Origin of the sequence: Sporosarcina sp. SAFN-015, assembly GCF_051966875.1 — a bacterium.
Taxonomy (GTDB): Bacteria; Bacillota; Bacilli; order Bacillales_A; family Planococcaceae; genus Sporosarcina.
Window position 1 is genome coordinate 394,601 of record NZ_JBQCKP010000002.1, and the last position, 15,727, is coordinate 410,327.

At 45.2% G+C, this 15,727-nt stretch carries 19 protein-coding genes; 13 read left to right on the forward strand and 6 right to left on the reverse strand.

From position 1 onward, the window contains the following. The first annotated feature begins 104 nt into the window (after nucleotides 1-104). The 8 genes from ACTHPA_RS05055 to ACTHPA_RS05090 all read left to right on the forward strand — a co-directional run bounded on the left by ACTHPA_RS05055 (nucleotide 105) and on the right by ACTHPA_RS05090 (nucleotide 5,614). The gene (locus tag ACTHPA_RS05055; RefSeq protein ID WP_440499070.1) at nucleotides 105-1,025 is read left to right on the forward strand and encodes a helix-turn-helix domain-containing protein; all 921 of its coding nucleotides are present in this window, start codon (nucleotides 105-107) and stop codon (nucleotides 1,023-1,025) included. A gap of 173 nt (nucleotides 1,026-1,198) precedes the next feature. After that, the gene (locus ACTHPA_RS05060; protein ID WP_440499071.1) at nucleotides 1,199-1,738 is read left to right on the forward strand and encodes a GNAT family N-acetyltransferase; all 540 of its coding nucleotides are present in this window, start codon (nucleotides 1,199-1,201) and stop codon (nucleotides 1,736-1,738) included. Between the two features lie 10 nt (nucleotides 1,739-1,748). Next, a complete protein-coding gene (locus ACTHPA_RS05065) occupies nucleotides 1,749-2,144 on the forward strand; it encodes an NUDIX hydrolase (RefSeq protein ID WP_440499215.1) in 396 nt (131 codons plus the stop codon). A gap of 22 nt (nucleotides 2,145-2,166) precedes the next feature. After that, entirely contained in the window at nucleotides 2,167-2,883 is a 717-nt protein-coding gene (locus ACTHPA_RS05070; protein WP_440499072.1) for a nucleotidyltransferase domain-containing protein, read from the forward strand. A 10-nt stretch (nucleotides 2,884-2,893) separates the two neighbouring features. Then, a complete protein-coding gene (locus tag ACTHPA_RS05075; RefSeq protein ID WP_440499073.1) occupies nucleotides 2,894-3,397 on the forward strand; it encodes an NUDIX hydrolase in 504 nt (167 codons plus the stop codon). A gap of 101 nt (nucleotides 3,398-3,498) precedes the next feature. Beyond that, the gene (locus tag ACTHPA_RS05080; RefSeq protein WP_440499074.1) at nucleotides 3,499-3,951 is read left to right on the forward strand and encodes a GNAT family N-acetyltransferase; all 453 of its coding nucleotides are present in this window, start codon (nucleotides 3,499-3,501) and stop codon (nucleotides 3,949-3,951) included. An 18-nt stretch (nucleotides 3,952-3,969) separates the two neighbouring features. Next, complete coding sequence (locus tag ACTHPA_RS05085; RefSeq protein WP_440499075.1) at nucleotides 3,970-4,935, forward strand: S66 family peptidase; 966 nt, start codon at nucleotides 3,970-3,972, stop codon at nucleotides 4,933-4,935. Between the two features lie 292 nt (nucleotides 4,936-5,227). Further along, nucleotides 5,228-5,614, forward strand: coding sequence for a hypothetical protein (locus ACTHPA_RS05090; protein ID WP_440499076.1), 387 nt, complete (start codon nucleotides 5,228-5,230; stop codon nucleotides 5,612-5,614). Between the two features lie 65 nt (nucleotides 5,615-5,679). On the opposite strand, the gene ACTHPA_RS05095 is transcribed toward ACTHPA_RS05090, so the two are convergent. Further along, a complete protein-coding gene (locus ACTHPA_RS05095; protein ID WP_440499077.1) occupies nucleotides 5,680-6,150 on the reverse strand; it encodes a DinB family protein in 471 nt (156 codons plus the stop codon). A gap of 9 nt (nucleotides 6,151-6,159) precedes the next feature. Then, on the reverse strand, nucleotides 6,160-7,044 hold the full coding sequence (locus ACTHPA_RS05100; RefSeq protein ID WP_440499078.1) for a hypothetical protein: 885 nt from the start codon (nucleotides 7,042-7,044) through the stop codon (nucleotides 6,160-6,162). A 139-nt stretch (nucleotides 7,045-7,183) separates the two neighbouring features. Here ACTHPA_RS05100 and ACTHPA_RS05105 point away from each other — a divergent pair, with 139 nt between their 5' ends. Continuing rightward, a complete protein-coding gene (locus tag ACTHPA_RS05105) occupies nucleotides 7,184-7,573 on the forward strand; it encodes a hypothetical protein (RefSeq protein WP_440499079.1) in 390 nt (129 codons plus the stop codon). 63 nt (nucleotides 7,574-7,636) lie between these two features. Here the strand turns inward: ACTHPA_RS05105 and dacB are convergent, their stop codons facing one another. Beyond that, nucleotides 7,637-9,169: a D-alanyl-D-alanine carboxypeptidase/D-alanyl-D-alanine endopeptidase gene (dacB, locus tag ACTHPA_RS05110; protein ID WP_440499216.1), complete on the reverse strand. Its 1,533-nt coding sequence runs from the start codon at nucleotides 9,167-9,169 to the stop codon at nucleotides 7,637-7,639. Nucleotides 9,170-9,378: 209 nt separating this feature from the next. Here dacB and pxpB point away from each other — a divergent pair, with 209 nt between their 5' ends. The 4 genes from pxpB to ACTHPA_RS05130 are packed head-to-tail and all read left to right on the forward strand — an operon-like array spanning nucleotide 9,379 to nucleotide 12,147. Next, a complete protein-coding gene (gene pxpB, locus ACTHPA_RS05115; protein ID WP_440499080.1) occupies nucleotides 9,379-10,080 on the forward strand; it encodes a 5-oxoprolinase subunit PxpB in 702 nt (233 codons plus the stop codon). After that, entirely contained in the window at nucleotides 10,077-11,069 is a 993-nt protein-coding gene (locus ACTHPA_RS05120; RefSeq protein ID WP_440499081.1) for a biotin-dependent carboxyltransferase family protein, read from the forward strand. Before pxpB ends, ACTHPA_RS05120 begins: the two co-directional genes overlap by 4 nt. An 11-nt stretch (nucleotides 11,070-11,080) precedes the next feature. Next, complete coding sequence (locus tag ACTHPA_RS05125; RefSeq protein ID WP_440499082.1) at nucleotides 11,081-11,854, forward strand: LamB/YcsF family protein; 774 nt, start codon at nucleotides 11,081-11,083, stop codon at nucleotides 11,852-11,854. Further along, nucleotides 11,851-12,147, forward strand: a complete 297-nt coding sequence (locus tag ACTHPA_RS05130) for a hypothetical protein (RefSeq protein WP_440499083.1) — start codon at nucleotides 11,851-11,853, stop codon at nucleotides 12,145-12,147. Before ACTHPA_RS05125 ends, ACTHPA_RS05130 begins: the two co-directional genes overlap by 4 nt. Before the next feature lie 78 nt (nucleotides 12,148-12,225). Here the strand turns inward: ACTHPA_RS05130 and ACTHPA_RS05135 are convergent, their stop codons facing one another. The 3 genes from ACTHPA_RS05135 to ACTHPA_RS05145 form a co-directional block, all read right to left on the reverse strand. Continuing rightward, on the reverse strand, nucleotides 12,226-12,945 hold the full coding sequence (locus ACTHPA_RS05135; protein ID WP_440499084.1) for a YebC/PmpR family DNA-binding transcriptional regulator: 720 nt from the start codon (nucleotides 12,943-12,945) through the stop codon (nucleotides 12,226-12,228). Between the two features lie 163 nt (nucleotides 12,946-13,108). Beyond that, entirely contained in the window at nucleotides 13,109-13,813 is a 705-nt protein-coding gene (locus tag ACTHPA_RS05140; RefSeq protein WP_440499085.1) for a Crp/Fnr family transcriptional regulator, read from the reverse strand. A 13-nt stretch (nucleotides 13,814-13,826) separates the two neighbouring features. Next, nucleotides 13,827-15,716, reverse strand: a complete 1,890-nt coding sequence (locus ACTHPA_RS05145) for a heavy metal translocating P-type ATPase (protein WP_440499086.1) — start codon at nucleotides 15,714-15,716, stop codon at nucleotides 13,827-13,829. Between the last annotated feature and the right edge of the window lie 11 nt (nucleotides 15,717-15,727).

Consider the following 15,727-nt stretch of genomic DNA (forward strand, 5'->3'; position numbering starts at 1 on the left):
TAGTAGAATCCTCGTATTCAACCGATAGTTGATAGGCGACTAAAGGGCGATATGCTACGCTGAATGTACAGTGCGCGCTGAAACTTAATGGGGAGGTTGTTTGGATGTTGGATACTCTGAAGGTTGGGAGCTTCATATCAAAGCTGCGAAAAGAAAAAGACTGGACGCAAATGGAATTGGCGGATCGTTTAAACGTAAGTCATCAAGCTGTTTCAAAATGGGAGCGTGGCGATTCGTTGCCGGATATCGGAACGTTGATGCAGATTGGGCAAATTTTCGGTGTGTCAGTTGATGAGTTGATGAATGGGGGAGCCGATAAGGAAAGCTCGACTTATATCCATAATCTCGGAAGGATCATGACAGGGTTTACTGAAAACCGTCGGGATGAAGTTGCTAAGATGATCAATACGGGAGAAGCGGATATGGAAGGGTTGATTGAAGTGGCGCCATTACTAAAAGCAAGCGAATTGGCGGAAGTGACCGAACGAGTGGACAAGCGGTTATTCAACCAAGATTTGGTCGTGCGGTTGGCTCCATTTGTCGAAACTGAATTGTTGGATGGATTGGTGACAGAGGCGATGGAAGACGACGTCGATATGAAATTCGTTCAAAAACTGGCTCCGTTCATTAGCAGAAATGCTTTGCTCCGTTTAGTTGATAAAGCAAATAAAGATGGAATGGATTTGAATGTCGTTGTTCGCCTAGCGCCGTTTATCGGGAAGGAAGCCGTAGATGAACTCATTGAGCAAGCGATAGATGAAGGGATTGAATGGAATCTCATCGTCCGCTTGGCACCTTTCTGCAGCAAGGAAAAATTAATGAGCTTAGTAGATCGGACTGTGGATGGCAAGTTGGATTCAAGTTGTCTTATTTCGCTTGCACCTTTTCTCGGAAGGGAATCTTTGAAACGGCTTGTGGATGAAAAGGAAATTGGCAATATGGATCCAGAGACAATTGCGCGTCTAGCGCCTTTTGTTGACAAGGCGACGCTGAGCGGATGGATTCAAGCGTTATTGGTGAAGTAAGAAGTGAAGCAGCACTGTAAATCGGTGCTGTTTTTTTGTTCTGAAAAAAGGAATTACGTGACGTATTGTTGAATAATAGCAGATGAGAATACAATATGTATTTTTATGTATTCTTTTGGTAGTTTTATGTATTATTGATGTTTCTGCTTATTAATCCGATTGGGGGATGAGTAATGAGAATAAGAAATGGCCAGTTGCTTGTCCGGGATTTAATTGAAGGGGACAAGCTTTTGTTGGTGAAGTGGTTGTCCGATCTAGAAGTTCTTCAGTATTACGAAGGTAGAGATCGTCCATTGGATTTAGCGCAAGTCGAAGAGGATTTTTTTGGGGAAGCGGAGGAAGAGACGAGGTGTCTCATTTTATTTGATGAGAAGCCGATAGGATATGTGCAATTCTATCCGGTTGGGGATGAGGAAAGAAGGATCTATGGCTATTCTGATCCGTCAGAAATTCTTTATGGTATGGACCAGTTTATCGGCGAACCTGATTATTGGAATAAAGGAATCGGGACGCAACTTGTTGAAATGATTGTAGCGTATTTATTGACTGAAAAAAATGTAGACCGCATCGTTATGGATCCACAAACGTGGAATGAGCGGGCAATCCGTTGCTATGAGAAATGCGGGTTCAAGAAAGTGAAGCTTTTGCCTAAGCATGAATGGCATGAAGGGGAGTATCGGGATTGCTGGCTGATTGAATATATCGGGAAGTGATATTGTGAATATAAGGGATCGAGGATCTGCCGTTATTATTGAGGGAGATAAGATTGTACTTATTAAGAGAAATCGTGATGGAGAGGAATATTACGTCTTTCCAGGTGGCGGAATTGAAAAAGGTGAAAGCCCTGAACAGGCTACAATTCGGGAAGCGTTCGAGGAGCTAGGTGTTCGGATTGATGTAATAAAATGTCTTGGGACTGTTGAATTCAAAGGCAAGCAGCATTATTTCATTTCCAAAATTGTCGGAGGGGAATTTGGAACAGGACAGGGCGAGGAATACGAAGAAAATCGTAACCGCGGAATCTATGAGCCGATGTGGATACCGATTTCTGAGCTCGACTCGTTAGATGTTCGCCCAATGGAAATTGCTAAGATATTGATTGAACAGAAGGAAATCTGAAAAGTGGTTGGAGGAACCAGGGATGAGAAGAATGAAAAGAATGAAAGCACCGTTTGCAGCCAAACGATTTGTCGATGAAGAATTTCCTCATTGCCAAGCTGCGCTTCTCGCGGGAAGCGTAATTAGAGGCGAAGAAACCCCAACATCTGATCTGGATATCATAATTTTTGATAATCAAATCGAAGAAGCCTATCGTGAATCCCGTATTGAATACGGCTGGCCGATTGAAGTATTCGTACATTCTTTGACTTCCTATAAAGACTACTTTAGAAGTGATGCTGAAAGAGCACGTCCCTCGCTGCCTCGAATGGTGGCGGAAGGAATTGTGTTGAAGGACTCCGGAATTTTATCCACGATTAAAAACGAAGCTGCGGAGCTGTTAAATAATGGGCCTGCCTATTGGTCAGAACAAACATTAACGACAAAGCGGTATATGTTGACAGACGCACTTGGGGATTTGATAGGCACACAAAATGAAGCGGAAGCCCTTTTTATCGCCAATACGCTTGCCGAAGCAATCCATGAATTTGTACTACGGACGAACGGGCAGTGGATCGGCGCTTCCAAATGGATCGTGCGGGCTTTGAAACAATACGACGAGGATTTTGCAGAAAGATTTGTGAAAGCATTTGACGCTTTTTATAAAACGGGCAATCGAGAAGGAATCATCAAAATCGCAGACGAAGTACTAGCACCATTTGGCGGAAGATTATTTGAAGGGTACTCTGTTGGGAAATGAGGCGTTGAAGATGACGGTCACATACGTTGATTGGGGCGGACATAAGTTAAAGCTCACATGGATGCAAGGGTTGATGCCCACTAGGGAGTTGATTACGAGTGTGCATGCATTTTGTTTTCATGAGGGGCGGCTGCTCATGGTTAATTTGAATGATCGTGGTTGGGACTTCCCAGGAGGGCATATCGAGGCAGGCGAAACTGTGGAAGCGTGTGTCTGTCGAGAAGTGGTGGAGGAGGCTTACGTGACTGGTGATTGCACGCTGTTAGGTGCCCTTGAAGTGAATCATGAAGAGAATCCGTTATGGCATCCATCCAGCCCCTATCCGAAAGTGGGTTATCAAATGTTTTACCGGATGGACATTACGGAATTTCTCCCGTTTGAGGCGGGTTTTGAATCGTCGGAGAGGTTGCTGATCCAGCCGGAAGAAGCTGCTCACTATCATAAGGGATGGCAGACTGGCTTTGATGAAATTATGGATGCAGCAATACGTGTTCATGAGTTATCTATTGAATAAAGTGAAATATCTATTGGATACCAAGAGTTATCTATTGAATATCACAATTTATCACCAAAATAGAACCTTTGATTCATATAAAAGAAAGGCGGTCAGCTTAAATGAAGATACGAAAATTACAGCATGATGAAACACCGCCATATGAATTGCTTCTACTTGCCGATCCATCGCGTGAACTTGTAGAAGCATACGTAGCAGAAGGAGAATGTTATATCGCGGAGGAACAAGATAACATAATTGGAGTATTTGTTATCGTACCGTTGACTAACGAGACAGTGGAGATCAAAAACATCGCCGTCCGTGAAGACAAGCAAGGTCATGGGATTGGCAAGAAATTGCTTGGTGCAGCTATTGAGGTAGCAAAAAGCCATGGCTATGAATGGATCGACATCGGAACGGGAAATTCAAGCATAGGTCAGCTTGCACTCTATCAAAAATGCGGGTTTCGCATTTCGGGTGTTATCAAAGACTTCTTCGTGCAGCATTATGATGAGGTCATTACGGAGAACGGTATCCAATGCATGGATATGATTCGGCTTAGGCTGCAAATTTAGTAAATGGAGAGAAAAAAGATGCGAATTCCAGAGAAATTAAAACAGGGAGACGAAATAAGAATCATTGCGCCAAGTCGGAGTGCAAGCATTTTATCCGAAGAAGGCGTTCAAACTGCAAAAGAGCGGTTAGAGAATTTAGGTTTCAATGTTTCATTCGGTAAACATGCTTTTGACAAAGACCTTCAAAACTCCACCTCTATTCAGCGACGAGTAGAGGATTTGCATGAGGCATTTGCCGATGAAAATGTAAAAGGCATTTTAACGGTCATTGGCGGGTTCAATTCGAATGAACTCTTACCATATATTGATTATGAATTAATAAAAGAGAACCCGAAAGTTTTCTGTGGATATAGCGATATTACAGCTATCGGAACAGCGATATCGACGCAAACAGGAATGGTAACATATTCTGGGCCACATTTCTCAAGCTTTCAAATGCAAAAGGCGCAGGAATACCAAACACATTTCTTTACACAATGTCTCATGCAGGATGTGCAGTTTACATTGGAACCATCTGAACAATGGAGCGACGATGCATGGTATTTGGATCAGGAAAATCGGGTCTTCGAGGAGACTGTTTGGAAGACATATAACGACGGAACAGCGAGCGGCGAGCTTTGGGGAGGTAATTTGTGCACATTGAATTTGCTGCAAGGAACAAAGTACATGCCAGAGATTGAAAATGCGATTCTTTTTGTTGAAGATGATGAGATGACGATTCCAGAAACGTTCGCAAGGGATTTGACGTCTTTATTGCAAAATGCACAGTCCATAAAAGCTCTTGTCATCGGTAGATTTCAACGAGCATCGAAAATTACAGAAGAGCAATTGCTGTTTATTCTGGATAAACATCCAATATTGAAGGAGATTCCTGTATTATACGACGTGGATTTCGGCCATACCCAGCCGATTTTCACATTCCCGCTTGGTGGAGAAGTGCAAGTGGACGCTTCGAACGGGTTTTTAAAACCTTTGAGATTCTAAGAAGATTTCAATCCATTTCGCCACTTCGCCTTATGCCTGTCGCATCTGAGCAAGCCGCTTCCGCTTTTCTTATTGTCCAGCTCCAGCGGCTAGATGCTCGGGTCATAAGTCGAAGTTGCTGCGTGGCAAAGTGCGCCACTTCGCCAATTCGCCACTTCGCCTTATGCCTGTCGCATCTGAGCAAGCCGCTTCCGCTTTTCTTTTTTGTCACGAATTCGTCGGGAGACAAACAGCGACTTTCCCATTACGCTAAAAGTAACAGATGTGAAACTTTCGTGGGAGTGTTGCTGTGATGAGGTGGATGTTGATTCCGATGTTGCTGTTTGCCGCTGTGATGATGACAGGTTGTGTATATGAGTATACGGAGGAAGATGGCTATCGCATGGCGGTCATCAATGAAGGGTTTCCGGTTCCGAAAAATGCCTATGAATTGAAGCCAGAGGATTGCACGTCAGAAATTGCAAAGTCGGCGAAGTATAAGTTGAAGGGTATCGGGGATGAAGAAGGAACCCCGCCTGCAGATTATTTGGAGGAAATTCAAAAGTGGGGATGGACCGAGCTTGAAGACAAGCGGGTCGGCCATGTTCATTACTTTGAAAAACAGGGCAAAATCATGTCACTTATCATTCAAGAAAATGTGTTTGATGTGTTTGAGATGAGTGATGATGTGGAGTTGTAATTTGACTGCACTCCAAGTTGAAAGCAATCGACTTGGAGTGCAGTTTTTGTTATGGATAGCCTGTATTATTCAAACAACACAACTTCAGGATCTTTCCCGACACAATGCACAAGCATGGCATGCAGCTGTCCGCGATGGTGATAAAGATGGGAAGAGATTTCTAACAGCCATTCAAACCGCGTGTAGGAAACACCCCAGTACGAAGTTGTCGTTTGCATTAGTTCTTCCTCTGTATATTCAAGATAGCGATTTTCCAATAAAGCGAGGTTAGCAAGCAGGGCGTCTTTCATTTCAAGTAAGGTTTGAAGACGGTTGGAGGAATAAAATGTGCTCATCTGTTCCTCGGAAGCTTCGTCTGAAATGAGCAAATCTGCCTGGCATATTAATGAAATATGGGCTACAACCTGCCCAATGGAAAACTTGTTTTCCGTGGGTTGAATAACTAAATCGCTCAATTCTAATTTGTCCATCATGTCAGCGATAGACCGTACGGCTATCGATATTTGATTCAAAGTTGTTTTTACATACGAATTCATTTCTACACCTCAGTCAAATGCTCTTAGCACCTTCAAATTATCAAGCGTCAGTACACCGCTCCATTCCTGCTTTGCTGTTTCCCAAACGTCTTCATAGCGTCCCCACGACCATGTCGGCTTCCAGCTGCCATCTTCCGCTTGGTTGGAAGAGAGATGTTTAATGTTTGTAGGGATGATTTCCTTAAAGTCTTCATAGAGAATAGACGCTGTGGAAGAGACAACTTGAAGGGGAGGCAAGCAATAGTCATTCCATTTTCCTGGATCGGTTGTCACGCTATGGTGGGCGATTTCGCGTACTCTAGCAGAAATCTTATCTGCTTCTTCCACAGGCAATTCTTTCATCAATTTAACCAAACACTGTACTTCATGGAAGTCGTTCGTCGCATCCTCGTTAATATATGAAACTGCGTGGGCTGTTAACTTTTCCAGGAAATCCTCGGGGACAAGACCTTTGTAATGAAAGAGCAATCCAGTCATTTCAGCGCTTGGATTTCCCCATGGCCAATCACCGCCATAATTCCACCAAATAGCGCGCGGCGCTGTCTCGACTTCTCTCGGGACAATTTCCCATCCCATCTTTTCTTCGTCAAACGTATTCAGCGCGTATTGAATCGCTTTTTGCACCATTGGTTCGGATTCGTCGGCCCCGATGCGGATTAAATGCTGAACCCCGATTGTCGTCGCCAATGCTGAGGAAGCCTTACATCGGAAGTCGGGCTCCAATCCATTACCGAATCCACCGTCTTCATTTTGATAAGCATGAAGTTCATCTAAAACTCGCTCACGACTACCATCTTCAAACTCAAACTCGAATAGAGCCTTTTCCAATGGACGAGCTTTTGTTTTCAGAAATGATACTGCCTGTAAAAATTGTTCATTTGATAGTTTTTCCACATGAATCCCCACTTTCAAAAATGAATGTTATGGAAGTATTCGCTATTGGTAATAGTGAATCCTTTAAATGATTCATATGTTAAGGAAGGTAATTACTACGATACGTTGAATATGATGATAATGATGAAGGAGGTAGTATATGAGTGCTGATGTTGTTTATATATCTTCAATTGTTGTAGCAATAATGTTTGTGGCCATAGCGGTTTTTCAAGTTCTTCTTTCACTTGGATTTCCGATTGGCGAATTTGCAATGGGTGGATATCATAAGGTTTTACCAATAAGATTACGTATTGTAAGCGCAGTAAATGCTTTGATCCTTTTATTTATGGGTTTTGTTTTTCTACAGCATACCAATGTTTTGCAGGGTTTTATTTTTTTATCTACAGACATATTAGTATGGGTTATAACAATTTTCCTTTGCTTAAATACAATAGCAAATCTACTATCACGAAGTAGAAAAGAAAGGCTTGTTATGACGCCATTATCGTGTATTACATTTCTGCTATGTTTATATATTTCTTTATCGTAGAATAAGTATTATCCAAAAGAAAAAGGCATTCCCGAGTAGGAAGGGGAATGCCTTTTTGATGATTCAGTTGCTCTCATATTCCGCAAGCACTTTCGCAATCGCATCTTCGATCGGCGTAACTGGTCCGCTAATATAATTGTTGATCATGACCGAGAAGATCAGTTCCGTGCCGTCTTTCGCAGTGACATAACCGGAGAGAGTGGAGACGCCTGTAATGGAACCGGTTTTCGCTTTTACATTTCCAGCGGTTAATCCGTCGCCCATCCGGTTTCGAAGCGTGCCGCCGATCATCCTTTCAGGGACGCCTGCAATCGGCAGGGAAGCCTCGAACGCAGGGAACCAGCTTTTCCCTTGAATGTTGTACAGTAAAGACGTCAATTCATCTGCTGAAACGAGGTTCTTATGCGACATGCCGGAGCCGTCGCGTAGAACTATCGTGTCCGTATTGATGCCGAATTGCTTCAGCTTCTCCTTCATCACTACAAGCCCAGCGTCCCAACTGCCTTCACCGCTTCGTACTTTGCCCATTTCCTTCACTAACGTTTCCGCGTGTCCGTTGTTGCTTAATTTCATAAATGGAATAAAGAGCTCTTTCAGCGGCATCGATTTTTTTGAAGTAAGAACAGTTGCACCACTTGGTGTCACACCAGTTTTCATTCCACCATTGCCGACAATCTCGATGCCTTCTGCTTTAAGGGATTTTTGGAACACATCAATCGCCAGCATGGAAGGGTCCCAAACAGCGGACCATGATTGAGAGCGTGTGCCGTCAAGCGGCATCTTTCCTTCGATAATGATCCGGTTCGTTCCATGTTCACGTGCAATGGAGATGCTCTTTGCTTCGCCTTTTGCGACAGTCGTTGCATTATTAACGATAACGACAGAATCTGTCTCCGGAGTGAGAGTCACTTTCGGAAGATCTCCTGTTTTATTGCCTGGATTCACTTCAACTATGACAGTTCCCGCATCATAATCTTCGTTCGGGGACAGGGTCAATGCTGAAACTTGCGCACCGACATAATTATGTTCATCCGACCAGTTCAGATCCTGGGAATAACGGACATCATCGTACCAACTGTCATCAGCGATCAGGTTGCCATTGATCTTATCGATTCCTTTCGCCTTCAAGTCTTTCGCGAATTGGTCCAAATCCTTTTTCATCAACGTCGGGTCGCCTTTACCTTTCAGATAGAGATTGCCGTGAATCATTTTTCCTTTCACTTGTCCGTCCGTCAGCACTTCTGTAGAAAACTGATAATCAGGACCCAATATGTCCATCGCCGTCGATCCTGTCAGCAACTTCATATTGGAAGCGGGGCGGAGACGGATATCGCCGAAGCTTGTATAAATCTTTTCACCCGTATCTGCTTTCCGTACGCTAACCCCGGTAATTCCCCCTTGGAGCTTAGGGTCTTTCAAGATTGCCTGTAATTTTTGATCTAATGTTGTCGAATCAATGGATGCTACGGGAGTCGTATCCCCGGATGCGGCGACAGATGAAAGAGTTCCTTCATGTGTTACCGGAAATAAGGCGATCAGAGCAACGACCAATGCTAGGAAAGCCCTTTTGAGAAGACATTGCTGTTTCATTAACATGCTCACATCCTTTCATCCTTTGCATTTGATTGTACTAAAATACTGAAAATTAACAATTGATCGTTTTACCTAAGTTGGTGAATAGTCGTTATTCATTATATGTATAGTGGTGAATTCCTCATACATTCGATAGAGAAAATAACATGTTGCGAAGAACAGAGGTTCAGGTAAAATTATGTATATTCATACGATAAGGAAGTGTCGGCGAGATGCATTACACTTTGTCACCTTTAGGCGATCAAGCCGTTGTCATTGAAGTTGGAAAAAAGATCGATCGTTCATCCGAGCAGAAAGTAAGGGCCATTGTTTCCCGATTGGATGCCGAATCACCATCTTGGATGATTGAATATATCCCTGCTTATACGACGGTCACTATTATTTATGCGATCACCGAATTTCTAAAAGAAGACAGTCCATATGAAGCAGTTTGTGAACGGATTCACGCGTTGCTAGAGGGTGTGACACAAATTGCTGCTGTTCAGCAAAAGGTCGTGGAAATCCCTGTTTTGTATGGCGATGAATATGGACCGGATCTGGATTTTGTTGCGAAACATAATAATTTGACGGTGGATGAAGTGATTGCAATTCATACATCGGGTGACTATACAGTACATATGATTGGATTTGCACCGGGCTTCCCGTTCATCGGCGGCATGTCAGAACAAATTGCCGCTCCGAGACGTCAGACGCCGCGACTGATGATTCCTGCGCGTTCAGTAGGAATTGCGGGAGTCCAGACGGGTGTTTATCCGATTGAAACGCCGGGGGGGTGGCAACTGATCGGCAGGACGCCGCTTGAGCTATTCCTCCCATCGGAAGATCCACCTAGCTTGTTGGCGGCAGGAGATAAAATAAAGTTTTACAAGATTACGACCGAAGAGTATGAAGAATTGAGAGGTGGCGCGGAGTGATTGAAGTTACGAAGCCAGGCCTTTATGATACGATTCAGGACTTTGGGAGGTTCGGATTCCAGAAATTTGGTGTTGTAGTGGGCGGTGCAATGGACTTGTTCTCTCATCGGGTCGCCAATATGCTTGTTGGCAATGAAGAAACAGCTGCTTCTATTGAAATGACACTTGTCGGTCCGCGTCTTTTATTCAAAGAAGATGCATTGATCGCGATTTGTGGCGGCGATTTTGATCCAACGATTGAAGGGATACCTGTACCGATGTGGAGACCGGTTTTCATTCGTAAGGGAAATGAATTGCAGTTTGGATCGGCGAAGGCGGGAAGTCGAGCATATCTGGCGATTGCTGGTGGGATTGACGTGCCAATCGTGCTAGAAAGCCGATCAACGTATGTGAAGGCGGGTCTCGGCGGTTTTGATGGAAGACCGGTGCGGAAAGGGGACGTCATACATGTTGGCATAGCATCCGCTCTATCGCGGGTCATAGTTGAAAAGCTTGCAACAAGCATGCTGTTTCAAGCGACAGATTGGCAAGTTGCACCAAAGCTGCTTCCTAAACTATCGAACCATTATGAGATTCGTGTTATCCGCGGCAGTCAATATGAGCTTTTTGATACAGATAGCCATCAGAAGTTTTGGAATGAACCCTTCACCGTCAGTTCGCAGTCGGATCGAATGGGATACCGGATCAATGGACCGACATTGCAATTGAAAGAACCTATAGAAATGATTTCGGAAGCAGTTACATATGGAGCCATCCAAGTTCCTGCGGATGGGAATCCAATTATATTGGCGGCGGATCGGCAGACGACGGGCGGGTATCCGAAAATCGGACAGTTGTCTTCGATTGATTTCACAAAACTAGCGCAGGCGAAGCCGGGAGACCGGCTTTCATTCAAGGAAGTGACGATTGAGGAATCACAAAGGCTTGTTGCAAAGCAGGAAATGCATTTGAAGGAGCTGCGTGCGGCGATACAGGATAAAGTAAGATAGGAGTGGATGGAATGGGATTTGTAGTCGATTTGAATTGTGATATGGGCGAGAGTTTTGGCGCATATGTAATGGGGAATGATGAAGCGATTTTGGAGACGATTACGTCGGCGAATATTGCCTGCGGCTTCCATGCGGGCGATCCAACGACGATGCGGCGAACGGTGCGGATGGCGCTTGCGAAAAACGTTGGCATCGGTGTGCATCCAGGTTTGCAGGATCTGGTCGGTTTCGGGCGCAGAGAAATGGCGATTTCAGCTGAAGAAGCATTCGACCTTGTCGTTTACCAAATCGGCGCATTGTCAGCGTTTGTAAAGGCGGAGGGCGGGCGATTGCAACATGTAAAGCCGCATGGCGCGCTTTATAATATGGCTGCTGTGAATCGGGATTTATCCGAAGCGATAGCAGAAGCTGTTTACAAAGTCGATCCGGAATTGATCCTTTTCGGGCTTGCGGGCAGCGAGTTAGTCAAGGCAGGGGAGCGAATCGGGTTGAAAACTGCGCATGAAGTGTTCGCAGATCGAACTTATCAAGCCAATGGAACTTTGACGCCACGTCGGGAGCCAAACGCTCTCATTACTGATCGCGAAATCGCCATTCGCCAAATCGTCCGGATGGTGAAGGAAGGCAAAGTGCGCGCAAAGGATGGAACGGATGTGGCGATTCAGGCAGATACGATTTGCATTCATGGGGATGGGAAGACGGCATTGGAGTTTGCTAGAATGATCCCAAGTGCGTTGGATAGGGAAGGCGTGGAAGTTCGGGGAATTAGGGGTATGTTATTATGACTATGGAATTAATTTATAGTTTGGTTGTGGTTTTGGCGATTGCTTTAATTGTGGATAAGCTGTATGCAAGGGTTAATTTAGATAATTACTCTCCGATATGGGAGTATTTTTCCAAGGCCTTTCTATACGGACTTATTACCGTATTTACATTGTATTATGGCAAGGAATCGTTGCATGATGTATCACCTATCGAATGGGCGATCATTGCTGTATCTGCAATCGAAGGAACAGGAAATTATATTAACTATGTAAAAGAAGCGAAGAAAAGAAAAGATGCAAAAAACAAGGCTTAAAAAGACAGACTTGTTTAGTTTGCTTTTCAACTAGATTAATGAATAAAAAGCCACCTCGAATGAAGTGGCTTTCATCAGTTATTCCCCTAAATCAACATTATGATAGACTTGCTGAACGTCTTCCAAGTCATCCAATGCATCGATCATTTTCTCGAACTGTGCTTGAGCGTCAGCATCCAATGTCACGTCGTTATGCGCGAGCATTGTCAATTCAGCTACGGAGAATTCCGTAATGCCGGCATCTTTCAAAGCTTCCTGGACGGCGTGGAATTGGTCTGGTTCTGCATAGACGATTACCGTATCTTCTTCATCCAAAATATCGCGGACTTCGACGTCTGCTTCCATGAGAAGTTCGAGTACTTCATCCGCCGTTTTGCCTTCCAAGCCGAAAACGGCAGTCGCATCGAACATGTACGCAACGGAACCGCTGACACCCATGTTTCCGCCGTTTTTCCCGAATGCTGCACGCACTTCGGAAGCGGTACGGTTGACGTTGTTTGTAAGCGCGTCGACAATGACCATCGAACCGTTCGGGCCGAAGCCTTCGTAGCGAAGCTCGTCATAGTTTTCTTCAGCGCCGCCCTTTGCTTTCTCAATCGCGCGGTCAATGATCGCTCTTGGTACATTGTACGTTTTTGCACGCTCAACGACCATTTTCAATGTTTGGTTCAACTCGGGATCAGGTTCACCTTGTTTTGCTGCTACATATAATTCACGGCCGAACTTTGCATAAATACGACTCGTATTTGCATCCTTCGAAGCCTTTTTTTCTTTAATATTATTCCATTTACGGCCCATCTTCATTCACTCGCTTTCGCTCTGTGCATAGATTTCATCGAGCTATTATACACCCATTGCATGAATGCTGACAAGCGAAAAATCCTTTAAATGGAATGGACGAGGGCTCGTTAATGCGCAAAGAGTTCTCTATTCACCTTAGAAAAGCCCCAATTTTCCACGATTAAATTAGCAACAACGGATCTAAATCCAATATCTCGATCTCCCGCTGATTGAGCTGCCGGATCCATCCCGCATCTTCAAAATCCGTGAGCTTCCGGCTGATTGTTTCGGGAGAAGTGCCGATATGTGACGCCAAGTCTTTCCGGGTCATCGGAAGCTTGACACGACTCGAATTCCTTTCTTCAGCCAAATCGGCAAGGTACATGGCGATTCGTGTATCGGTCGTTTCCATGGCGATCCGGGCGGCTTGCTTTTCCGAATTCGCGAGCCGATTGGAAAATTCGCCAAGGACTTTGAGGGAAATGGCAGGGTATTTCATTAAAAAAGTCTGAAAGTCGTCCCGGCTCATTACGCATAGTTCCACTTTCCCCATCGCTTCCGCATATGCATCATGCACCGTTTCATTGAATAAAGAAAGCTCACCCGTAAAATCACCAGGTTCCAGAATCCTCACTAACTGCTCTTTGCCGTTTTCTGAAAGGCGATAAATTTTCACGCGGCCTTTGTGAATGATGTACAAACCGTCCGACGTATCTCCCTCGTGGTAAATGGTATGGCCGCGGGGGTGACTGACCGAATGTGTATGCTTGACGATTTCATTCATTTCCGAAGGATCGAGATGGTTGAAGATCGGAACGATGGAGATGCACATTTTCTGCATCTCAGCAGTTCCTTCCCCGTGTCCGCAATGTCCGTTAGTTGTCATCATCTTTCACTCCTTATTCCGGTAGTAGTTCCCGCTCCAAGTGTTGCCGTTTTACCTGCTTTTTCTTAGTATAGCGGATTAACCGGATGGCGTTCAAAATAACGAGCAGGACGCTTAATTCGTGAATTAACATACCGGAAGCGAGGAACACTTTGCCGATCAGCACGCCAGCGAGCAGCAACGCGACTGTGCCGACTGCGAAGAACGTGTTCTGTTTCATGTTGCGGACAGTTGCTTTCGCAAGTGAATACGCATGTGAGAACTGGTCGAGACGGTCCGCCATGAGGACGACGTCAGCAGTTTCCATTGAAATGTCGGTACCGCCTTCGCCCATCGCAAGACCGATATCCGCAGTCGCGATTGCCGGGGCGTCATTGATGCCGTCGCCTGCCATTGCAACATGATGCCCAGCATCTTTCAGTTTTTGGACCATGGCAACTTTATCTTCTGGTAATAATTCAGCATGCACTTGGTCCAGTCCTAATTGTGCGCCGACCAGTTCTGCGGTATGGCGGTTGTCGCCTGTCAGCATAATAATTTGTTTAACGCCGCTTGCCCGCAGTTCGCGGAGCGCATCATTCGCTTCAGGACGAATCCGGTCCGCGATTGACAGAATTCCTGCGATTTTTCCATTGATGCTTGCGAAGATTGCAGTGTTCCCGCCTTTCTCACGGGAGATTGCATATTCTGCAATCTCCTTATCAATCAGTACACCTTCAGCGGCCATCAGTTTTCGGTTACCGATCGCAAGCTGCCTTCCTCCGACAATTGCACGAATGCCGTTTCCTTTAATCACTTCGGCTTTTTCGGGTTCACTCAATAATTGCAAGCCTTGGCGCTTCGCTTCTTTCACGATTGTCTGGCCTAAATGGTGTTCGGATATCGTTTCCGCTTCCGCCGCGAGCTGAAGCAGTTCATCTTTAGCTATGCCGATTGCATGGATATCTGTCACTTCCGGTCTGCCGCGTGTCAACGTGCCGGTCTTGTCAAAGACGACTGTGTCGATTTTCGCAAGCTTCTCCATAATGTCGCCGCCTTTAATAAGAACGCCGTTCCGCGCTCCGTTACCGATGCCGGCGACGATCGAGACGGGTGCGGAAATGACAAGTGCTCCAGGACAAGCAATCACAAGAAATGTAAGTGTCATTTCGATATTCCTTGTGAATATATAAACGAGTACAGATAGGACGACGATTGCAGGTGTGTAAATATTGGCGAAGCGGTCGAGGAATTTCTCCGTTTTCGACTTGGATTCCTGTGCTTCTTCCACGAGTTCGATGATTCGGGCAAACGTTGTATCATCGCCGACGCGCTCCGCAATCACTTCGATGAAGCCGTTATCGACGATCGTTCCGCTGAATACTTTGTCGTCAATCGTTTTTGTAGCCGGAACGGATTCACCTGTAATGGCTGCTTCATTCAACGTCGCATTCCCTGTGAGGATTCGTCCGTCAACAGCGACTTTTTCACCCGACCGTATGATGACGCGGTCTCCTTGTTCGAGGTCATCGACAGAAATGGTCATTGTTTCACCATCGCGGATGACTGTTGCTTCGAGGGGCGCCATGTCGACGAGTGCTTTCAGGGAAGAACGTGTTTTTTCGAGCGTACGAGCTTCCAGATAAGCGCCGAATAAAAACAAAAATGTAACAGCTGCCGATTCGACATACTCACCGATGAACAATGCACCGATGACAGCGATCGTCACTAGCAATTCAATGCTGAACGCTTTCATCTTCAACGCTTTCAACGCTTTGATTGCAATCGGGACGCCGGCCAAAATTGTGGAAGCGATCAGCAGCCACTGCCTCACTTCATGAAAGCCGGCGATATGGAGTCCGATTGCCGCCGCGAGCAGCAGACCTGTCAAGGCAGTAATTTGGGACGTTCGTTTGGCATTCATTTTCCTTTACT